12 protein-coding genes and 1 pseudogene are annotated in these 15,986 nt (G+C 74.2%); 8 read left to right on the plus strand and 5 right to left on the minus strand.

Going from position 1 to position 15,986, the window contains the following annotated elements; genetic code table 11:
- The first annotated feature begins 584 nt into the window (after positions 1–584).
- Complete coding sequence (locus tag PV341_RS35650) at positions 585–2,699, plus strand: SpoIIE family protein phosphatase (protein ID WP_500359986.1); 2,115 nt, start codon at positions 585–587, stop codon at positions 2,697–2,699.
- A gap of 40 nt (positions 2,700–2,739) precedes the next feature.
- A complete protein-coding gene (locus PV341_RS35655; RefSeq protein ID WP_500322424.1) occupies positions 2,740–4,020 on the plus strand; it encodes a Tm-1-like ATP-binding domain-containing protein in 1,281 nt (426 codons plus the stop codon).
- A gap of 37 nt (positions 4,021–4,057) precedes the next feature.
- Here the strand turns inward: PV341_RS35655 and PV341_RS35660 are convergent, their stop codons facing one another.
- Together PV341_RS35660 and PV341_RS35665 are read right to left on the minus strand one after the other, a co-directional pair.
- Entirely contained in the window at positions 4,058–4,855 is a 798-nt protein-coding gene (locus PV341_RS35660; protein WP_500322422.1) for a CbtA family protein, read from the minus strand.
- 16 nt (positions 4,856–4,871) lie between these two features.
- The gene (locus tag PV341_RS35665) at positions 4,872–5,093 is read right to left on the minus strand and encodes a CbtB domain-containing protein (RefSeq protein WP_500322420.1); all 222 of its coding nucleotides are present in this window, start codon (positions 5,091–5,093) and stop codon (positions 4,872–4,874) included.
- Between the two features lie 297 nt (positions 5,094–5,390).
- Here PV341_RS35665 and PV341_RS35670 point away from each other — a divergent pair, with 297 nt between their 5' ends.
- From PV341_RS35670 to PV341_RS35685, 4 genes and pseudogenes are all read left to right on the plus strand, one after another.
- Entirely contained in the window at positions 5,391–5,954 is a 564-nt protein-coding gene (locus PV341_RS35670) for a histidine phosphatase family protein (protein WP_500322418.1), read from the plus strand.
- A gap of 121 nt (positions 5,955–6,075) precedes the next feature.
- Positions 6,076–7,091: pseudogene (locus tag PV341_RS35675) on the plus strand (energy-coupling factor ABC transporter permease).
- Positions 7,092–7,093: 2 nt separating this feature from the next.
- Positions 7,094–7,855, plus strand: coding sequence for a cobalt ECF transporter T component CbiQ (cbiQ, locus tag PV341_RS35680; protein WP_500359987.1), 762 nt, complete (start codon positions 7,094–7,096; stop codon positions 7,853–7,855).
- Positions 7,843–8,604 carry an energy-coupling factor ABC transporter ATP-binding protein gene (locus PV341_RS35685; protein WP_500322414.1) on the plus strand — a complete coding sequence of 254 codons (762 nt, stop codon included), beginning with the start codon at positions 7,843–7,845 and terminating at the stop codon, positions 8,602–8,604. The genes cbiQ and PV341_RS35685 overlap by 13 nt, the downstream gene beginning before the upstream one ends.
- A gap of 3 nt (positions 8,605–8,607) precedes the next feature.
- Here PV341_RS35685 and PV341_RS35690 read toward each other — a convergent pair whose 3' ends face one another.
- On the minus strand, positions 8,608–9,114 hold the full coding sequence (locus PV341_RS35690) for a MarR family winged helix-turn-helix transcriptional regulator (protein WP_500322412.1): 507 nt from the start codon (positions 9,112–9,114) through the stop codon (positions 8,608–8,610).
- 79 nt (positions 9,115–9,193) lie between these two features.
- Between PV341_RS35690 and PV341_RS35695 the strand changes: the two genes are divergently transcribed.
- Entirely contained in the window at positions 9,194–9,724 is a 531-nt protein-coding gene (locus PV341_RS35695) for a YceI family protein (protein ID WP_500322411.1), read from the plus strand.
- A gap of 170 nt (positions 9,725–9,894) precedes the next feature.
- Positions 9,895–11,361: a cellulose binding domain-containing protein gene (locus PV341_RS35700; RefSeq protein WP_500359988.1), complete on the plus strand. Its 1,467-nt coding sequence runs from the start codon at positions 9,895–9,897 to the stop codon at positions 11,359–11,361.
- 85 nt (positions 11,362–11,446) lie between these two features.
- Here the strand turns inward: PV341_RS35700 and PV341_RS35705 are convergent, their stop codons facing one another.
- Together PV341_RS35705 and PV341_RS35710 are read right to left on the minus strand one after the other, a co-directional pair.
- Positions 11,447–13,057 (minus strand): glycosyl hydrolase family 18 protein, encoded by a 1,611-nt coding sequence (locus tag PV341_RS35705; RefSeq protein ID WP_500359989.1) that lies wholly within the window; start codon positions 13,055–13,057, stop codon positions 11,447–11,449.
- A gap of 221 nt (positions 13,058–13,278) precedes the next feature.
- Positions 13,279–15,819: a SpoIIE family protein phosphatase gene (locus tag PV341_RS35710; protein ID WP_500331442.1), complete on the minus strand. Its 2,541-nt coding sequence runs from the start codon at positions 15,817–15,819 to the stop codon at positions 13,279–13,281.
- Positions 15,820–15,986: the final 167 nt, after the last annotated feature.

Genomic DNA, 15,986 nt, shown 5'->3' on the forward strand with positions numbered 1-15,986 from the left:
CCTCCCGCCAGGCCCGTCTGGTCGCCGTCACCCTCGCCGACCAGGCCGGCGGCGCGATCGCCGCCACCCCGGCCGCCCCGGCCCGCTGACCCGCTCCGCGGGGGCGACCACCCGGTCCCGCACACCCCCGCCCAGCGCGGCCCCGGAGGGCGCCGGGAGGCCGCCTGTCGCCCCTGGGCAGACCACGCCGCCATGGGACGGCCCGGTGTCGGGCCCACCCGCCTCGTCGCACGTGTCGGCTCTGCTGCCGCGCACCGTCGCCCGCCGCATCGTGCGCCGCGCGGCGGCAGCCGGGGACACGGGCGAGCGCGCCGCCGAGGCTGACGATCCCGCCCCGCCTGGGCCGCCACGTCGACAACACCCGCCCGGCGCGGCCCATGGCCCGAGCAACCCCGGCGGCCTGGAGCGACCGCCTGTCGCCCCGCCGCGGCGCAACACCTCCGCGCACCAACGGCACCCGTCCCCGGCCCACCGGCCGAGCGGCGCGCCCGTCGCCAGGGTGCCGCTTCCGGCAAGAGGAGGCGGGGCGGGGAGGGGCGTATCGTCCCCTTATAGGTGGTGTCGGCCCGATGGTGGAGCCACACATGGTGGTGACTGCCCCCGCGCGGGAGCTGCTGGACCAGGTGCTCGCCGAAGTGGTGCGTGAGACGGGCGCCCATGTCGGTGCGGTCTTCCTGGTGATGCCCGGGGGCCGCGCACTGGGCATGGAGGTCATCACCGGGGCACCCCGGGAGCTGTCGATGCCCTGGTCGCGGCTGCCCATGGAGCGCTCGACCCCGGTGGCCGACGCCGTGCGGGAGGGCCGGACGATCCGGATCGGCTCCCGGGAGGAACTGGCCGACCGCTATCCGCGCACGGCCCTGGTCATGCCGTACGACCTGTCCATGGTGGCCGCCCCGCTCACCGACGGGGAGGCCGTGCTCGGCACGCTCGTGCTGATCTGGTCCCGGCCGCGCCCCGCCGAGGCGCCGCCCGCGGAGCGCGCGCTGCTGGAGCACGCCCGCGAGCGCCTGTCCGGCCGGCTCGCACGGGCCGGCGCCGGCGGGGAGCCGATCCTGCCGGGGCCCGAGCCGCGCGTGCTGCGGACCGCGCGGGCGGTCCCGGTGGACCCGGACCAGGCACTGGCCGCGGCGGACTGGGCCCGGCGGCTGCCCGAGGGAGCCTGCGCGCTCGACTTCGACGGGCGGCTCACCTACGTCACCCCCCGCGCGGCCGAGCTGGTCGGCGTGCCCGTCGAGCGGCTCGTGGGCACCTTCCCCTGGGAGAGCCTGCGCTGGCTGCGCGATCCCGCCCACGAGGACCGCTACCGCGCCGCCGTGCTCAGCGGACAGCCGGTCTCGTTCACCGCCCTGCGGCCGCCCGACCACTGGCTGCTCGTCCAGCTCTACCCGGACGCGACCGGGGTCAGCGTGCGGATCTCCCCCACCGATGCGGCTGCGGGCCCCGCCCCGTCGGCCCCGCCCTACGACGAGGCCGCGGTGCCGGTCCGGATCGGGGCGATCTACCACCTCATGCACCTCGCGACGGCCCTCACCGAGGCCGTCGGCGTGGACGACGTCGTCCGCCTGGTCGCCGACCTCTTCCCGGCCGCCATCGGAGCCGACGCCTTCGTACTGTGCGTCGCGGAGGGCGGCCGGCTGCGCGTCATCGGCGACCGCGGCTACCGGCCCGAGGTCATGGCGGCCCTGGACGGCACCGCGCTCACCGCGCGCCTCCCGGCGACCAGGGCCCTCACCAACGGCGTCCCCAGCTTCTTCGGCTCACGCGAGGACCTCATACGGACCTACCCGGACCTGGACCTGCAGTCGGGCATGGCGGCCTGGGCGTTCCTGCCGCTGATCGCCTCCGGCCGTCCCGTGGGCTGCTGCATCCTCGCCTTCGCCCGGGAGCGCTCCTTCCCCGCCGACGAACGGGCCGCCCTGACCTCGCTCAGCGGGCTGATCGCCCAGGCCCTGGACCGGGCCCGGATCTACGACGCCAAGCACCACCTCGCGCACAGCCTCCAGTCGGGACTGCTGCCGCACACCCTGCCCTCCCTGCCCGGTTTGGAGGTCGCCGCCCGCTACCTGCCGGCGACCAGCGGCATGGAGGTCGGCGGCGACTTCTACGACCTGATCCGGCTGGACGACACCTGCGCGGCCGCCGTCATCGGCGACGTCCAGGGCCACAACGTCAACGCCGCCGCCCTGATGGGCCAGGTGCGCACCGCGGTGCACGCGCACGCCACCGCCGGCGCCTCCCCCGACCAGGTGCTGTCCCGCACCAACCGGCTGCTCGACGAGCTCGACACCGGGCTCTTCACCAGCTGCCTCTACGCCCACCTCCGGCTCACCGACGGCGCCCTGAGGCTGGCCTCCGCTGGCCACCCGCCGGCCCTGCTGCGCTTCCCCGACGGCCGCACCGACATCCTGAGCCTGCCGACCGGGCTGCTGCTCGGCATCGACCCGGACGCCGAGTACCCCACCACCACGCTGACGCTGCCCCGCGGCGCGGTGCTCGCGCTGTACACCGACGGGCTCATCGAGACCCCCGGCCGCGACCTGGACGAGGCGATCGCCTCCTTGGCCGTGGCCCTGTCCTGCCGGGGCCGGCTCCCACTGGACGAACTCGCCGAGGTGCTCGTGCACCACGACGGTCCCGCCACCGACCGCACCGACGACACCGCGCTCCTGCTGCTGCGCCCCGTGCCCCCGTCATGAGGCCTTGTCACTTCCCGGATCGGGCCCAACACTGTTGTCCATGCCGGTCGTCGCGCTGCTGGGAACGCTGGACACCAAGGGCACGGAGTACGGCTGGCTGCGGGACCGCCTGCTGCGCGGCGCCGTGGAGGTCGTGCTGATCGACGCGGGCGTGGCCGGTGAGCCCCTGGTCACCCCGGACATCCCCCGCAGCGTCGTGGCGTCGGCCGCGGGCGCGGACGCCGAACGGCTGCGCAGGGCGGGCGACCGCGGCGCCGCGGTGACGGTCATGGCCGAGGGGGCGGCGCGGGTGGTGCGCCGGCTGTACGACGAGGGCCGGCTGCACGGCGTCCTGGCCATCGGCGGCAGCGGCGGCACCTCGATCGCGACCCGTGCGATGCGGGCGCTGCCGCTCGGCGTGCCGAAGCTGATGGTCTCCTCGATGGCCGCGGGCGACGTCTCCCCGTACGTCGGCTCGACGGACATCGCCATGATGTACAGCGTCGTCGACATCGCGGGCGTCAACCGGGTCTCGGCGCCGATCCTGGCCAACGCGGCGGACGCCGTCGCCGGGATGGCCAGGGGCTTCGCCGGGGCACCCGCCGCGCCCGCCGGGGACCGGCCGCTGGTGGCGGCGAGCATGGCGGGGGTGACGACCCCCGGGGTCGACGCCGCCCGCGCACGGCTCACCGAACTCGGTTACGAGGTGCTGGTCTTCCACTCCGTGGGCTCCGGCGGCCGCTCCCTGGAGGCACTGACCGGGGAGGGCATGTTCAGCGGGGTGCTGGACCTGACGCTCAGCGAGCTCGCCGACGAGCTGGTCGGCGGTGCCTTCGGCGCGGGGCCCGACCGGCTGCGCACCGCAGGGCGCGCCGGGCTGCCGCAGGTGGTGAGCCCCGGCGCGCTGGACATGGTCAAGTTCGGCCCGCTCGCCTCGCTGCCGGACCGCTTCCGGGCCCGGCACGTCCACGTCCACAACCCGTCGGTGACGGTGATCCGCACCTCCGCCGCCGAGTGCGCCGAACTCGGCCGCCAGGTCGCGGCGAAGCTGCGCGCGGCCACCGGCCCGGCCGCGCTCCTGCTGCCGCTGCGCGGGCTGTCCACCCTCGGGGCGCCGGGCGGGCCGTACCACGACCGTGCGGTGGACGGGGTGCTGTTCCGCACCCTCCGCGAGGAGCTGCGCGGCAGCCGGGTGGAACTCGCCGAGTACGACACGCACATCAACGACCCGGCCTTCGGCCGTGCCGCGGCGGAGCGCCTGCACACGCTGATCTCCGCGCGGACGGACGCGCGGACCGACGTACGGACCGACGCACACACGACCGCCCGCACGACGCGCTGAGCGTCGTACGGGCGGTCACGGCCGGTGTGGCGGAGGCCTAGACGGAGGCCGCCGTGCCCGCGCCCACGGTGTCGCGCCCCGTGGGGGCGGCCGCCGGACCCGGTTCCAGCAGGCGTCCGGCCAGGTGGCCGAAGACCAGCCCGAAGGAGGTCCACAGCGTCAGCTGGATCGCCAGCGCCGCCAGGCGGAACTGCCACAGCAGCGCCGCCGGGAAGTGCTCCGGCACCTCGTTGATCCCGGGCAGGAAGGCGTACGCGAGCCCCACGGCCAGGACGAAGAACCCACCGGCGGCCACGGTCGCGTACCAGTTGCCCAGGCGCGGCGCGAGGCGCTTGCCGAGGATCACGGTGGCGACCGCGAGCAGCACGCTGAGCAGCATCATCAGGAAGTACAGCGTGGTGCGCTTGCCGATGGTGTCGGGGTCGCCGACGGCCGGCGGGTTGGCCGGGTACTTCAGGAAGGGCACGACGTAGACCGCGACCAGCGCGGCGGCCGACAGCAGCAGCGCCGTCGGCCGGGCACCGAAGCGGCCGATCCGCCCGAGGGCGAAGCAGTAGGCGAGGGCGGCGATGCCGCCCAGCGCCACGCCATACAGGAGGATGCCGGTGGCCAGGCCTGCGGTGGACTGCAGGGCACGGCTGACCGGTTCGGCGCCGCCGTGCTCGTGGGCGTGCGACTCCTCGAACGCGATGGCGGCGTCGACCCGGGACTCGCCCAGCAGGTAGGCGACGACCAGGGCGAGCCCGCCGGCGGCGAGGCCGGCCAGCATGCCCCGCACCAGCAGTTGCCTGACGGTGACGGAGTTGACGGGGGTGGCGGAGGCGGCGGGGTTCATCGGCGCGGCGCCCCTGTCAGTGGCAGGGGAAGCCGAGCAGGTGACGCCCGTCGTGCACCCACTCGTGGACGTTCTCACCGGACAGGAGGGACGTCGCCCCCTGCTCGGCACCCACGAAGTAGAGCAGGACCAGCATCAGGACGCCGAAGAAGGCCGCCCAGGGCAGGATCGCCCGGATCGGCAGCGTCACGGGGACGGCGGAAGGGGCGACGGCAGGCGGAACGGCGGACTGCGCCATGGCATGACCTCCTGGTGGGAACTCGCGTCCCGGTCGGTGGAGCTCTGTCGGACGACTGCGGGTCTGACTCGCCTGGCGCTGGGCTGGGCTTACAGTGGCGCGACCGTGCCGGATTTGCACCGGACTTCCGCCGTGTCGTCGTGAATGTCGTCGTGACGGTACCGCGATCCGGTGATCCGGCCAAGGGCGCGTGTATGCGCCCCGGCATGCGCGGGAGCTGCTTCCGTGCGACCGACCGGCCAGGTGTGAGGCGGCAGTTGGCGATTCCGAGGGGTCGCCGCAGGGCGAGGAGGGTGCATGACGACCCGGGTGATGTTGATCTCACCGGTGGTGAACGCGGCGCTGCGCGAGGCGCGTTTCGACGACGACGTGCCGCCGGACGAGCACGCGCTCGCCGCCGCCCGCGCGTTGGCCGGTTCCCTGCCCTCCGCGGGGCCCGTGCTCGTCTCGCCCACCGTGCGCTGCCGCGCGACCGCCGAGGCGCTCGGCCTCGCCGCGCGGGAGACGGCCCCCGCGGGGTGGGCGCTGGGCCGCTGGCGGGGGCGGACACTGGCCGAGGTGAGCGCCGAGGAGCCGGAGGCCGTCGCCGCCTGGCTCTCCGACCCGGACGCCGCACCGCACGACGCCGAGTCGCTGCGCGAACTGTGCGCCCGGGCCGGCGCGTGGCTCGACGGGCTCGCCGCGACGCCGGGGCGGGTGCTCGCCGTCGTCGAGCCGGAGATCGTCCGGGCCTGCGCGGTACGGGTCCTGGGTACGCCCGAGGCCGCCTTCTGGCGGATCGACGTGCCCCCGCTGACGGCGACGGAATTCAGCGGGCGGTCCGGACGCTGGAACCTGCGGGCGGGACGCCCGCTGGGCTGAGCGGGGTGCGCTCCAGCGGCGAACAGGCTCTTGCAAACAGGTCGCAATAAGACCCTATGATTGAGCGCCCTGATTCGCCGACCCGACCGGCCGCCGGCCGGACCCGACCTGGAGCTCCCCCATGCATGTACCCGACGGATTCGTCGACGCCCCGGTGTCGGTGGCGACCGGTGCCGTCGCGGCCGCAGCCGTAGCGGTGAGCCTGCGCGGTGCGCGGCGCGAGCTGGACGAGCGCACCGCGCCGCTGGCCGGACTCGTCTCGGCGTTCATCTTCGCCGTCCAGATGCTCAACTTCCCCGTGGCCGCCGGTACCAGCGGCCATCTCCTCGGCGGCGCGCTGGCGGCGATACTCGTCGGCCCCTACACAGGGGTGCTGTGCGTGTCCGTCGTCCTGCTGATCCAGGGCGTGCTCTTCGCCGACGGCGGCCTGACCGCGCTCGGCGTGAACATCACCGACATGGCGATCGTCACCGTGGTCGTCGCCTACGCCGTCTTCCGTGGGCTGGTCAAGGTGCTGCCGAACGGACGCGGCGGGGTGACCGGCGCGGCCTTCGTCGCGGCCCTGCTCTCCGTCCCCGCGGCGGCGGTCGCCTTCACCGGGATCTACGCGCTGGGCGGGACGACCGACGTCTCGCTCGGCAAGGTCTTCACCGCCATGGTCGGCGTGCACGTCCTGATCGGCATCGGCGAGGCGGTGATCACCGCGGCGACGGTGGGCGCCGTCGTCGCCGTCCGCCCCGACCTCGTCCACGGCGCCCGTGGCCTGCGCCGCCCGCTGGAGCTCAAGGAGGCGACCGTCTGATGGCGGCCGTGACCGACACCCCCAAGCGCGGCGGCATACGGCCGCTGTGGATCGCCGGCCTCATCGCCGCCGTGCTGCTCGCCGGATTCGTCAGCTACTACGCCTCCGCCAGCCCGGACGGCCTGGAGAAGGTCGCGGCGGACCACGGCATCGACAAGAAGGCCGAGGACCACGCGGCCAAGGACTCCCCGCTCGCCGACTACCGGACCGAGGACGTCGGCAACGCCCGGCTCTCCGGCGGCCTCGCCGGTGTGATCGGCGTCGGTGTCACCCTCGCGCTCGGCACCGGCGTCTTCTGGGTCGTCCGCCGCCGTCCGCGCGCGGAGGAGGTCTAGCCGTGGGAGCGGGGCACGCCCACCGGCTCTACCGGCACGGCCACTCGCCGGTGCACGCGCTGCCCCCGCAGTGCAAGATCGCCGCGGTCTTCTGCTTCGTCCTGGTGGTGGTCTCCACCCCGCGCACGGCGATGTGGGCCTTCGGCCTGTACGCGGTGCTGCTGGCCACGGTCGCCACCGTGGCGCGCGTCCCGGCCGGATTCCTGCTGCGGCGGCTGCTGATCGAAGTGCCCTTCGTCGCCTTCGCCTTCCTCATGCCGTTCGTCGCCGAGGGCCCGCGCACCGAGGTGCTGGGCCTGTCCCTCAGCGTGAACGGCCTGTGGGGCGCCTGGAACATCCTGGCCAAGGGCACCCTCGGCGTCGCCGCCTCCGTCCTGCTGGCGTCCACCACCGAGCTGCGCGCACTGCTCCTGGGCCTGCAGCGGCTGCGGCTGCCGGCGCTGCTGGTGCAGATCGCCTCGTTCATGATCCGGTACGGGGACGTCATCACCGACGAGATGCGCCGGATGCGCGTCGCCCGCCTCTCGCGCGGCTTCGAGGCGCGCGGCCCGCGTCACTGGGGCGTGCTCGCCAAGTCCGCGGGCGCCCTGTTCATCCGCTCCTACGAACGCGGCGAACGCGTCCACCTGGCCATGGTCAGCCGGGGCTACGCCGGCAGCATGCCGGTGATCGACGAGGTGACGGCCTCGCGCGCCCAGTGGTCGTACGCCGCCGCGCTCCCGGCCGCGGCGCTGCTGGTCTGTCTGATGGGATGGTTCCTGTGACACCTTCGCTCGAGGTCAAGGGCCTCGCCTACGCCTACCCCGACGGCCACCAGGCGCTGTTCGGCGTCGACCTGACCATCGCCCGCGGCGAGCGGGTGGCCCTCCTCGGCCCCAACGGCGCCGGCAAGACCACCCTCGTGCTGCACCTCAACGGCATCCTCGAGGCGGGCGCCGGCTCGGTGACCGTCGCCGGCCTCCCGGTCGGCGAGCGCAAGAACGTGGCCGAGGTCAGGCGCCGGGTCGGCATCGTCTTCCAGGACCCGGACGACCAGCTCTTCATGCCCACCGTCCGCGAGGACGTCGCCTTCGGCCCGGCCGCGGCCGGTCTGCGCGGCGCCGAGCTGGAGGCCTGCGTCCGCAGGGCGCTGGAGCGGGTCGGCATGACGGAGTTCGCCGACCGGCCGCCGCACCACCTGTCGTTCGGGCAGCGGCGCCGCGTGGCGGTGGCGACCGTCCTCGCCATGGAGCCGGAGATCCTCGTCCTGGACGAGCCCTCCTCCAACCTGGACCCCGCCTCCCGCCGCGAACTCGCCGACATCCTGCGCTCGCTGGACGTCACGGTCCTGATGGTCACCCACGACCTGCCGTACGCCCTGGAGCTGTGCCCGCGCTCGGTCGTCCTCAGCGGTGGAACCGTCGTCGCCGACGGCCGCACCCAGGAGCTCCTCGCCGACGACGCCCTGATGCGCGCCCACCGCCTCGAACTGCCCTACGGCTTCGACCCCCGCTCGGTCACCGTCCGGGCCTGAGCCTCAGCCCCCGCACGGGGGCCGGGACGGCGGCTCCGGGTCGACGGCGGTGACCGCCACCGCGAGCGCGTCGAACCGCTCCGCGCCGCCCAGCGGCCCGACCACGCGCTCACGCAGCGCGTCGGCCAGCGTGAGCGCCGCCGTCATCGCCACCTGGAGGCCGCGTTCGGTCAGCACCGCCAGGGTGACGCGCCGGTCCTCCCGGCAGGGACGGCGTTCGATGAGCCCCGCCTCCGTGAGGCGGTCGGCGACCTTGGTGGTGCCCGCCGTGGTGAAGCCCAGCGTCCCCGCGAGCCGGTACATCGGCGCCGACCGCTCCGGCGTGGTCATCAGGAACCACAGCGCCTGGAACGAGGACGGGGCCAGCCCCGACCGCGCCTCGACGTCCGCCAGCAACTGGTCCGTGAGCCGCCGGAAGCCCGACTGCAGCGCGTCCCACCGCGCGAGCAGGTGCAGGTCGGCGGTGTCCGGGCACCGGCCGTCCGTCTCCGCGTGGATCTCCGCCGTCACATTGCCCAGGGTACCAACGCCAGTTATTGTCTAACTGGCTACTTAATATCTGGCGAGCTATCGAAGGGTGCGACACCCCATGAGCGACTCGACGACCACCCCCACCGGTCTGCGCACGGGCTCCTGGGCCCTCGACCCCGCGGGCTCGGCCGTGCGGCTCACGCACCGGACGATGTGGGGCATGGCCACCGTGAAGGGCGCGTTCACCGAGGTCGGGGGCGAGGGCGAACTCGCGGCCGACGGCACCGGGCAGGGCACCCTGACCGTGGGCGCCGCCTCCCTGGACACCGGCAACAAGCAGCGCGACACCCACCTGCACTCCGCCGACTTCCTCGACGTCGCGACCCACCCGGCGATCGTCTTCACCGCCCGCCGGGTCACCGCCGGCACCGACGGCGCCCTCTCCGTCGACGGCGAGCTGACCGTCCGCGGCACCACCCGCCCGCTCGCCCTCACCGGACGCGTCGAGTCCTCCTCCGCCGACGCCGTCGTGCTCACCGCCGATGCGGTCGTCGACCGGGCCGACTTCGGCCTCACCTGGAACCGGATGGGCATGATCAAGGGCGCCGCGACCCTCTCGGTCGCCGCCCGCTTCGTCCACCACGGCTGATCCCGCCGTTCACAAGGGGGCAGAAGCGGACATCACCGCTCACGCCCCAACTACCCCTTCGGCAAACGAAGTCGCGCCTTGCTACTTGTGTGGAAACCGTGAAAGGCTCCCCGCACCACCAGGCGCAGGCGCAACCGCCTCCCGACGCCGAAGGGTTGGTTCACCACTCGATGACTGCCCCAGCCCCGGTCCCCGAGGCCGTACCGCTGTCCGAGTACTGGGCGGAAGCGCTGTGCTTCGCCCAGCTGTGCTCGCTCTCCCCCGAGGACGGCGGCCGACTGGCCGCCGACGCGTTCGACCGCGGTCTGGACCTGACGCCCGACGCGGCGGACGGCGCACCCGGACCGGGGCTGCCGCCCCTGCCGCTGCTGCTGACCGCCGTACGGGACACCGCCGCGTCCTGGCAGGCCCGGGGCGAGGGCGACAGCCTGCAGCCGGAGTTCCGCATCTGGCTCAACGCGGAACGCGCCGCGCGCCGGGGCAGGGCACCGCGCCCGGAACCGCTGGCCCTGCGCGGACTGCGCGCCATGGCGGAACCGGACGCGGCACTGCTGTGGTCCACCGAGGTCGAGTGCCGCCCCGCGGCCGTGACGGCACACGCGCTGGGCGTGGACGTCACCGCGGTGGAGCGGGAGATCGACCGGGCCCGCGAGGACTTCCGCGACCGCTGCCTCCGTGCCCACCAGGAGGAACCGCCCTCCGACGAGTGCCAGGGGTACGCCCGGCTGCTGGACGCGGCCACCCGGATGCCCGTCGAGGCGGCACCCGGGGACCTGCGCCGGCACCTGCGCGGGTGCGCCGAGTGCGCGCGGGCGGCCGTGTGCCTGACCCCGCTCGGCGGCGGACTGCCCGAGGCGCTGGCCGAAGGGGTGCTGGGCTGGGCGGGGCCGGCCTATCTGGAGGCCCGGCGCCGGGGCGCCACCGCGGCCCCGCCGTCGCGGCGGGCCGCGCGCGCCGCCCGTGCCGCACGGGCGAGGACCCGCGTCCCCGGGGGCAGGGCCGCCGTGGCCGGGGCGGTCGCGGTGCTGGCCGCCGTGATCTGCCTGACGGCCCTGGTCACCACCGACGACTCCGCCCCCCGGTCCGCCCGGGCCCTTCCGACGGCCCAGGGCGGCAAGGACGGCACCGCCCCGGACGGTCCCGGTTTCCCCCCGCTGCCGTCACCGGGCGCGTCCGGCGCCTCCGGGGCGCCGGAGCCCGCCGAGAGCGCGCCGTTCCCCGAGGAGATCGGGCCCTCCGCAGCCGAGCACACCATCCCCGCCGCCGATCGCGCACCGTCCTCCGCCGCGCCGCCCGCGCACGAGGCCCCGAAGGAGCCGGCGCCGTCCTGCACGATCACCTACGAGGTGAACGAGCAGTGGTACGACGGCTTCCAGGCCACGGTCACCCTGACGACCCGCACGGACCTCGACGACTGGAGGGTCGGCTGGAGGTACTCCGACGGCCGGCGCGTCACGCAGATGTGGGACGCCGACTTCGCCCAGCGCGGCGGATCGGTCACCGCCCGGGCCAAGGGCTACAACCGGTCGGTGCGCGCGGGCGGTTCGGTCAGCTTCGGCCTGGTCGGCACCCGGCCGGGCGTCTCCGCCCCGCCCACCGGCTTCACCCTCGACGGCGCGTCCTGCGCCACCGGCTGACGAACCCCGCCGCGCCCCGACGCGACCGGGCCGGAGGGGCGGTCACGATTCCGCCCCTCCGGCCCGTACGGCCCGCTCCCGAGGACTAGCTCAAACCGTTGTTGATCGCGGTGATCAGCTCACCGTTGCCGGTGTCGCCGCTGAACTCCCAGAAGAACGCGCCGCCGAGGCCCTGGTTCTTCACGTAGGCCATCTTGCCCGCGATGGTCGACGGGGTGTCGTAGCTCCACCAGTTGTTGCCGCAGTGGGCGTACGCGGTGCCCGCGACGGTGCCGGTGGCCGGGCAGGTGTTCTTGAGGACCTTGTAGTCCTCGTTGCCCGCCTCGTACGTACCGGGAGCGGCGCCGGTCGCCGAACCGCCCGGCGCCGACTGCGTGACGCCGGTCCAGCCGCGGCCGTAGAAGCCGATGCCCAGGTTGAGCTTGTTCGACGCGATGCCCTTGCTCTTCAGCTTCTGGATCGCCGCGTCGGAGTAGAAGCCGGCGATCGGGATGCCGCTGTAGGAGGTGAGCGGGGAGTGCGGGGCGGTCGGGCCGTCCGCGTCGAAGGCGCCGAAGTAGTCGTACGTCATCACGTTGTAGTAGTTCACGTACTGCGCGGCGCCCGCGTAGTCGGCCGCGTCGATCTTGCCGCCGTTGGTGCCGTCGGCGGTGATGGCCGCGGTGACCAGGTTGTTGGAGCCGAACCTGGTGCGCAGCGCGGACATCAGCGTCTTGAAGGACGAGGCCCCGCTGGTGTCGCAGGACAGACCGCAGGCGTTGGGGTACTCCCAGTCGATGTCGATGCCGTCGAAGACGTCGGCCCAGCGCGGGTCCTCGACCAGGTTGTAGCAGGAGTTGGCGAAGGCGGTCGGGTTGGCGGCCGCCTGGCCGAAGCCGCCGGACCAGGTCCAGCCGCCGAAGGACCAGAGGATCTTGATGTTCGGGTACTGCTTCTTCAGCTTGCGCAGCTGGTTGAAGCTGCCGCGCAGGGCGCCGGTGTCCCAGGTGTCGGCGACGCCGTCGACGCTCTGGTCGGCGGTGTAGGCCTTGTCGTAGTCGGCGTAGGAGTCGCCGATCGCGCACTGGCCGTTGGTGACGTTGCCGAAGGCGTAGTTGATGTGGGTCAGCTTGCTCGCCGAGCCGGAGGTCACCAGGTTCTTGACGTGGTAGTTGCGGCCGTAGACGCCCCACTCGGCGAAGTAGCCGAGGCGGATCTTGTTCCCCGCGGGGCCGGTGGGGGTCGGCGTCGGGGTCGGCGTGGGCGTCGGGTCGCCGCCGCCACCGCCGGTGCAGGAACCGCCGTTGAGCTTGCAGCCGCTCGGGCTGCCGCTACCGGTGCCGTTGAAGCCGAAGCTGATGCTGGCGCCCGGGGCCAGCGTGCCGTTCCAGCTCTTGTTCTTGCCGGTCCAGTGGGTGCCGGAGGCGGTCACGTCGGCGTCCCACGCCGAGGTCACCGACGTGCCGGCGGGGAAGTCCCACTCGACGGTCCAGCTGCTGATGGACGAGGTGCCGCTGTTGGTGATCGTCCACTTGCCCTCGAACCCCGTGCCCCAGTCCTGGGTCTTGGTGTACGTGGCGGTGGTACCCGCGGCATGGGCCGGCGTGGCCAGACCGACGAGCGCGGCGAACGGGAGCAGCAGCGCGGTGAGCCCCGCGGCGGCTGTGGTCCTGATGCGTCTGGTGCGTGGAGTGCGTGGGGTGTCTCCAGTGCTCAAGGGGTGCTCCTCGAGTGGGGGCCGACGGGGAAACCAGTGCCGCCTGGTGGGCGGTTGACTCCATGTCATGCCCACCACAGTTCCCTGGCAGAGTAGAAAGGTCTGGACCAGATGGCAATAGGTCTGGACCATCTCGACCCCTCGGCCTGGAGCACGACGCCCCGGCGACCTCGCCGGGGCGTACGGGTGAACGAAGGAGCGCGCGGGGGCGGCGTCCGGCGTCAGGCCGGTTCGCGCACGGTGACCGTGTCGATGCCGATGCCGATGCCGACGTCGGGGCCGTGCCCGTCGAGGAACTGCTCGGCCCAGATGATCTTCCCGTCGTCGGTGTAACGGGTGCCCCACCGCTGGGCGAACTGCGAGATCAGGAACAGCCCGCGACCGCCCTCGTCGGTGGTGCGGGGGTGCCGCAGGTGCGGGGAGGTGCTGCTGGCGTCGGAGACCTCGCAGGTCAGCGCCCGCTCCAGGATCAGCCGCAGGCGGATCGGACCGGAGCCGTGCCGGATCGCGTTGGTGACCAGCTCGCTGACGACCAGTTCGGTGGTGAAGGCGAGGTCGCCCAGGCCCCAGTCCTCCAGCTGCCGGGTGGACAGCTCGCGGGCCCGGGCCACGACCGCGGGGTCGGTGGGCAGGTCCCAGGAGGCGACTCGGCCGATGTCCAGGCTGCGGGTCCTGGCCAGCAGCAGCGCCACGTCGTCGTGCGGGCGGGCGGGGGCCAGTTCGTCGACGACGCTGCGGCACAACGCGTCCAGCGGCAGGTCCTCGGCTTCCAGGGCGGTCCGCAGCCGGCTCCGCCCGCTGTCCGGCACGTCGCCCGCGCCGTCCGCCGGCGCGACCAGGCCGTCCGTGTACAGCGCGAGGACGCTGCCCTCCTCCATCGTCAACTCGGCCGCCTCGAAGGGCAGTCCGCCCAGGCCCAGCGCGGGCCCGATGGGCAGCCGGGGGAAGCGGACGGCCTCCCCGCCCTCGGCCCCGCACCGCTCGCCGGCGGGCCGGAGCACCGCGGGCGGCAGGTGCCCGGCGCTGGCCATGACGCAGTGCCTGCTGACCGGGTCGTACGTCACGTACAGGCAGCTCGACCCGAGCGCGCTGCCGCCCACCCCGACGGTCGCGGACTCCCCGGCCTCCCGGGAGACCTGGACGACCAGGTCGTCCAGGTGCGCCAGCAGTTCCTCGGGCGGCAGGTCGAGGTCGGCCAGGGTCCGTACCGCCGTGCGCAACTGGCCCATGGTCGCGGCCGCCTCGATGCCGTGACCCACCACCTCGCCCACCACGAGCGCGACCCGGGCCCCGGACAGCGGGATGACGTCGAACCAGTCGCCGCCCACGCCCGACAGCTCGTCGGCCGGCCGGTAGTAGGTGGCGACCTCCACCGCTTCCTGCGGCGGGAAGGTGTGCGGCAGCAGGCTGCGCTGCAGCACGAGGGCGGCGTCCCGCTCGCGGGTGTAGCGGCGCGCGTTGTCCAGGCAGACCGCGGCCCTGGCCACCACCTCCTCCGCCAGGCGCAGGTCCTCCCCGTCGAAGGGGTCGGCGCGGCGCACCCGGAAGAAGAGGGTCACGCCGAGGGTGACCCCGCGGGCGCGGATCGGCACCACCATCGCCGTGTGGAGCCCGAGTTCGCCGAAGTGGAGCGCGCGGTCGCCGGCCGGTCCTGCGGCCCACTCCAGCTCCAGTGGGTCCAGCCGGGAGCTGAGCCAGGAGGTGCCGTCGGTCAGGCACCGGATGGGCGGGGTGTCCTCCAGGTAGGCGGAGACCGCCCCGATGCCGAACGCCGGCTCGGGCTCGCCCTGCCGCGCCGCCCGCATCCCGGCGCGGCGCAGCGGCACGGTGACGGCGTCGCCCAGCGGGCCGGGCTGCGGCTCCGCGCCCTTGATGACCGACTCCAGCAACTCCACGGCGACGTAGTCGGCGAGGTCGGGCACGACCACGTCCGCCAGGTCCTGCGCGGTGTGCATCACGTCCAGGGTGCGGCCGATGTGCTCGCTGGCCCGGTCCAGTAGTGACAGCCGCTGCCGGGCCCGCCAGCGGTCGCTGATGTCGACCACGGAGTAGCAGACGCCCACCGGTACGCCGCGCTCGTCCTCCAGCCGTACGAAGGACATCGCATGCGCCTTCTCGCGGCGTGGATCGGTGCGGAACCGCCCGACGTGCTCGTAGTCGATCACCGGCACGCCCGTCTCCAGGACCTGCCGCATCTGCGCCTCCAGGACCGTGGCGTTCAGGCCCGGCTGGATCTCCCCGAGCCGGCGCCCCATCCGCTCCTGGGAGGGGCCACCACCGAAGCGCTCCAGTGCCGCGTTCGACCACACGCAGCGCAGTTCGGTGTCGACCACGGCCAGCCCGATCGGCGTCTGGCCCACGATCCGCTCCAGCATCACCGGGGTCATCCCGGACGCCACGGAGCGGGCGGTGCTGCGGGACTCCGCCGCCAGGACCATCCAGCGGACGGACGTGCCGCCGATCCCCTCCGGGAGCCCGGCCACCCGTACGCCCAGCGTGACCCTCATGCCGTCGTCACGGCGGAGCCGCAGCACACCCGTCCAGCCGCCCTCGGTGCGGCAGCGCTCGGCGATCTCCGGCGGCCGCGCCGCGTCCTCCGGGGCAAGCAGGTCCACCGCGGGGGTGTCGATGACGTCCGCTGCCCGCCGGCCGAGCAGCCGCTCGGCGGCGGGCGGCCAGCTCAGCAGCCGCCCCTCGGCGTCGAGCAGCAACGTGACGGCGTCCGCCACGCCCGCGTCCACGCGTTCCTCGGGAGTCCCCATGGCCAGCCACTCCGTATCCGCCCGCAACGTTACGCTCCGCTCACCGTTCTTGTTCTTCCCACTCGGCGAACGCCGCTCACGGCGTCACGGGAAGAAGGAGAGCGGGCCGTCCGCTGCCCGCCCGGGCTCGTGGCCGGAGCGGGAGGGGAGGGTGGGCGGCCTCAGGA

The sequence above is a fragment of the Streptomyces sp. PA03-1a genome (assembly GCF_033792805.1).
Taxonomy (GTDB): Bacteria; Actinomycetota; Actinomycetes; order Streptomycetales; family Streptomycetaceae; genus Actinacidiphila.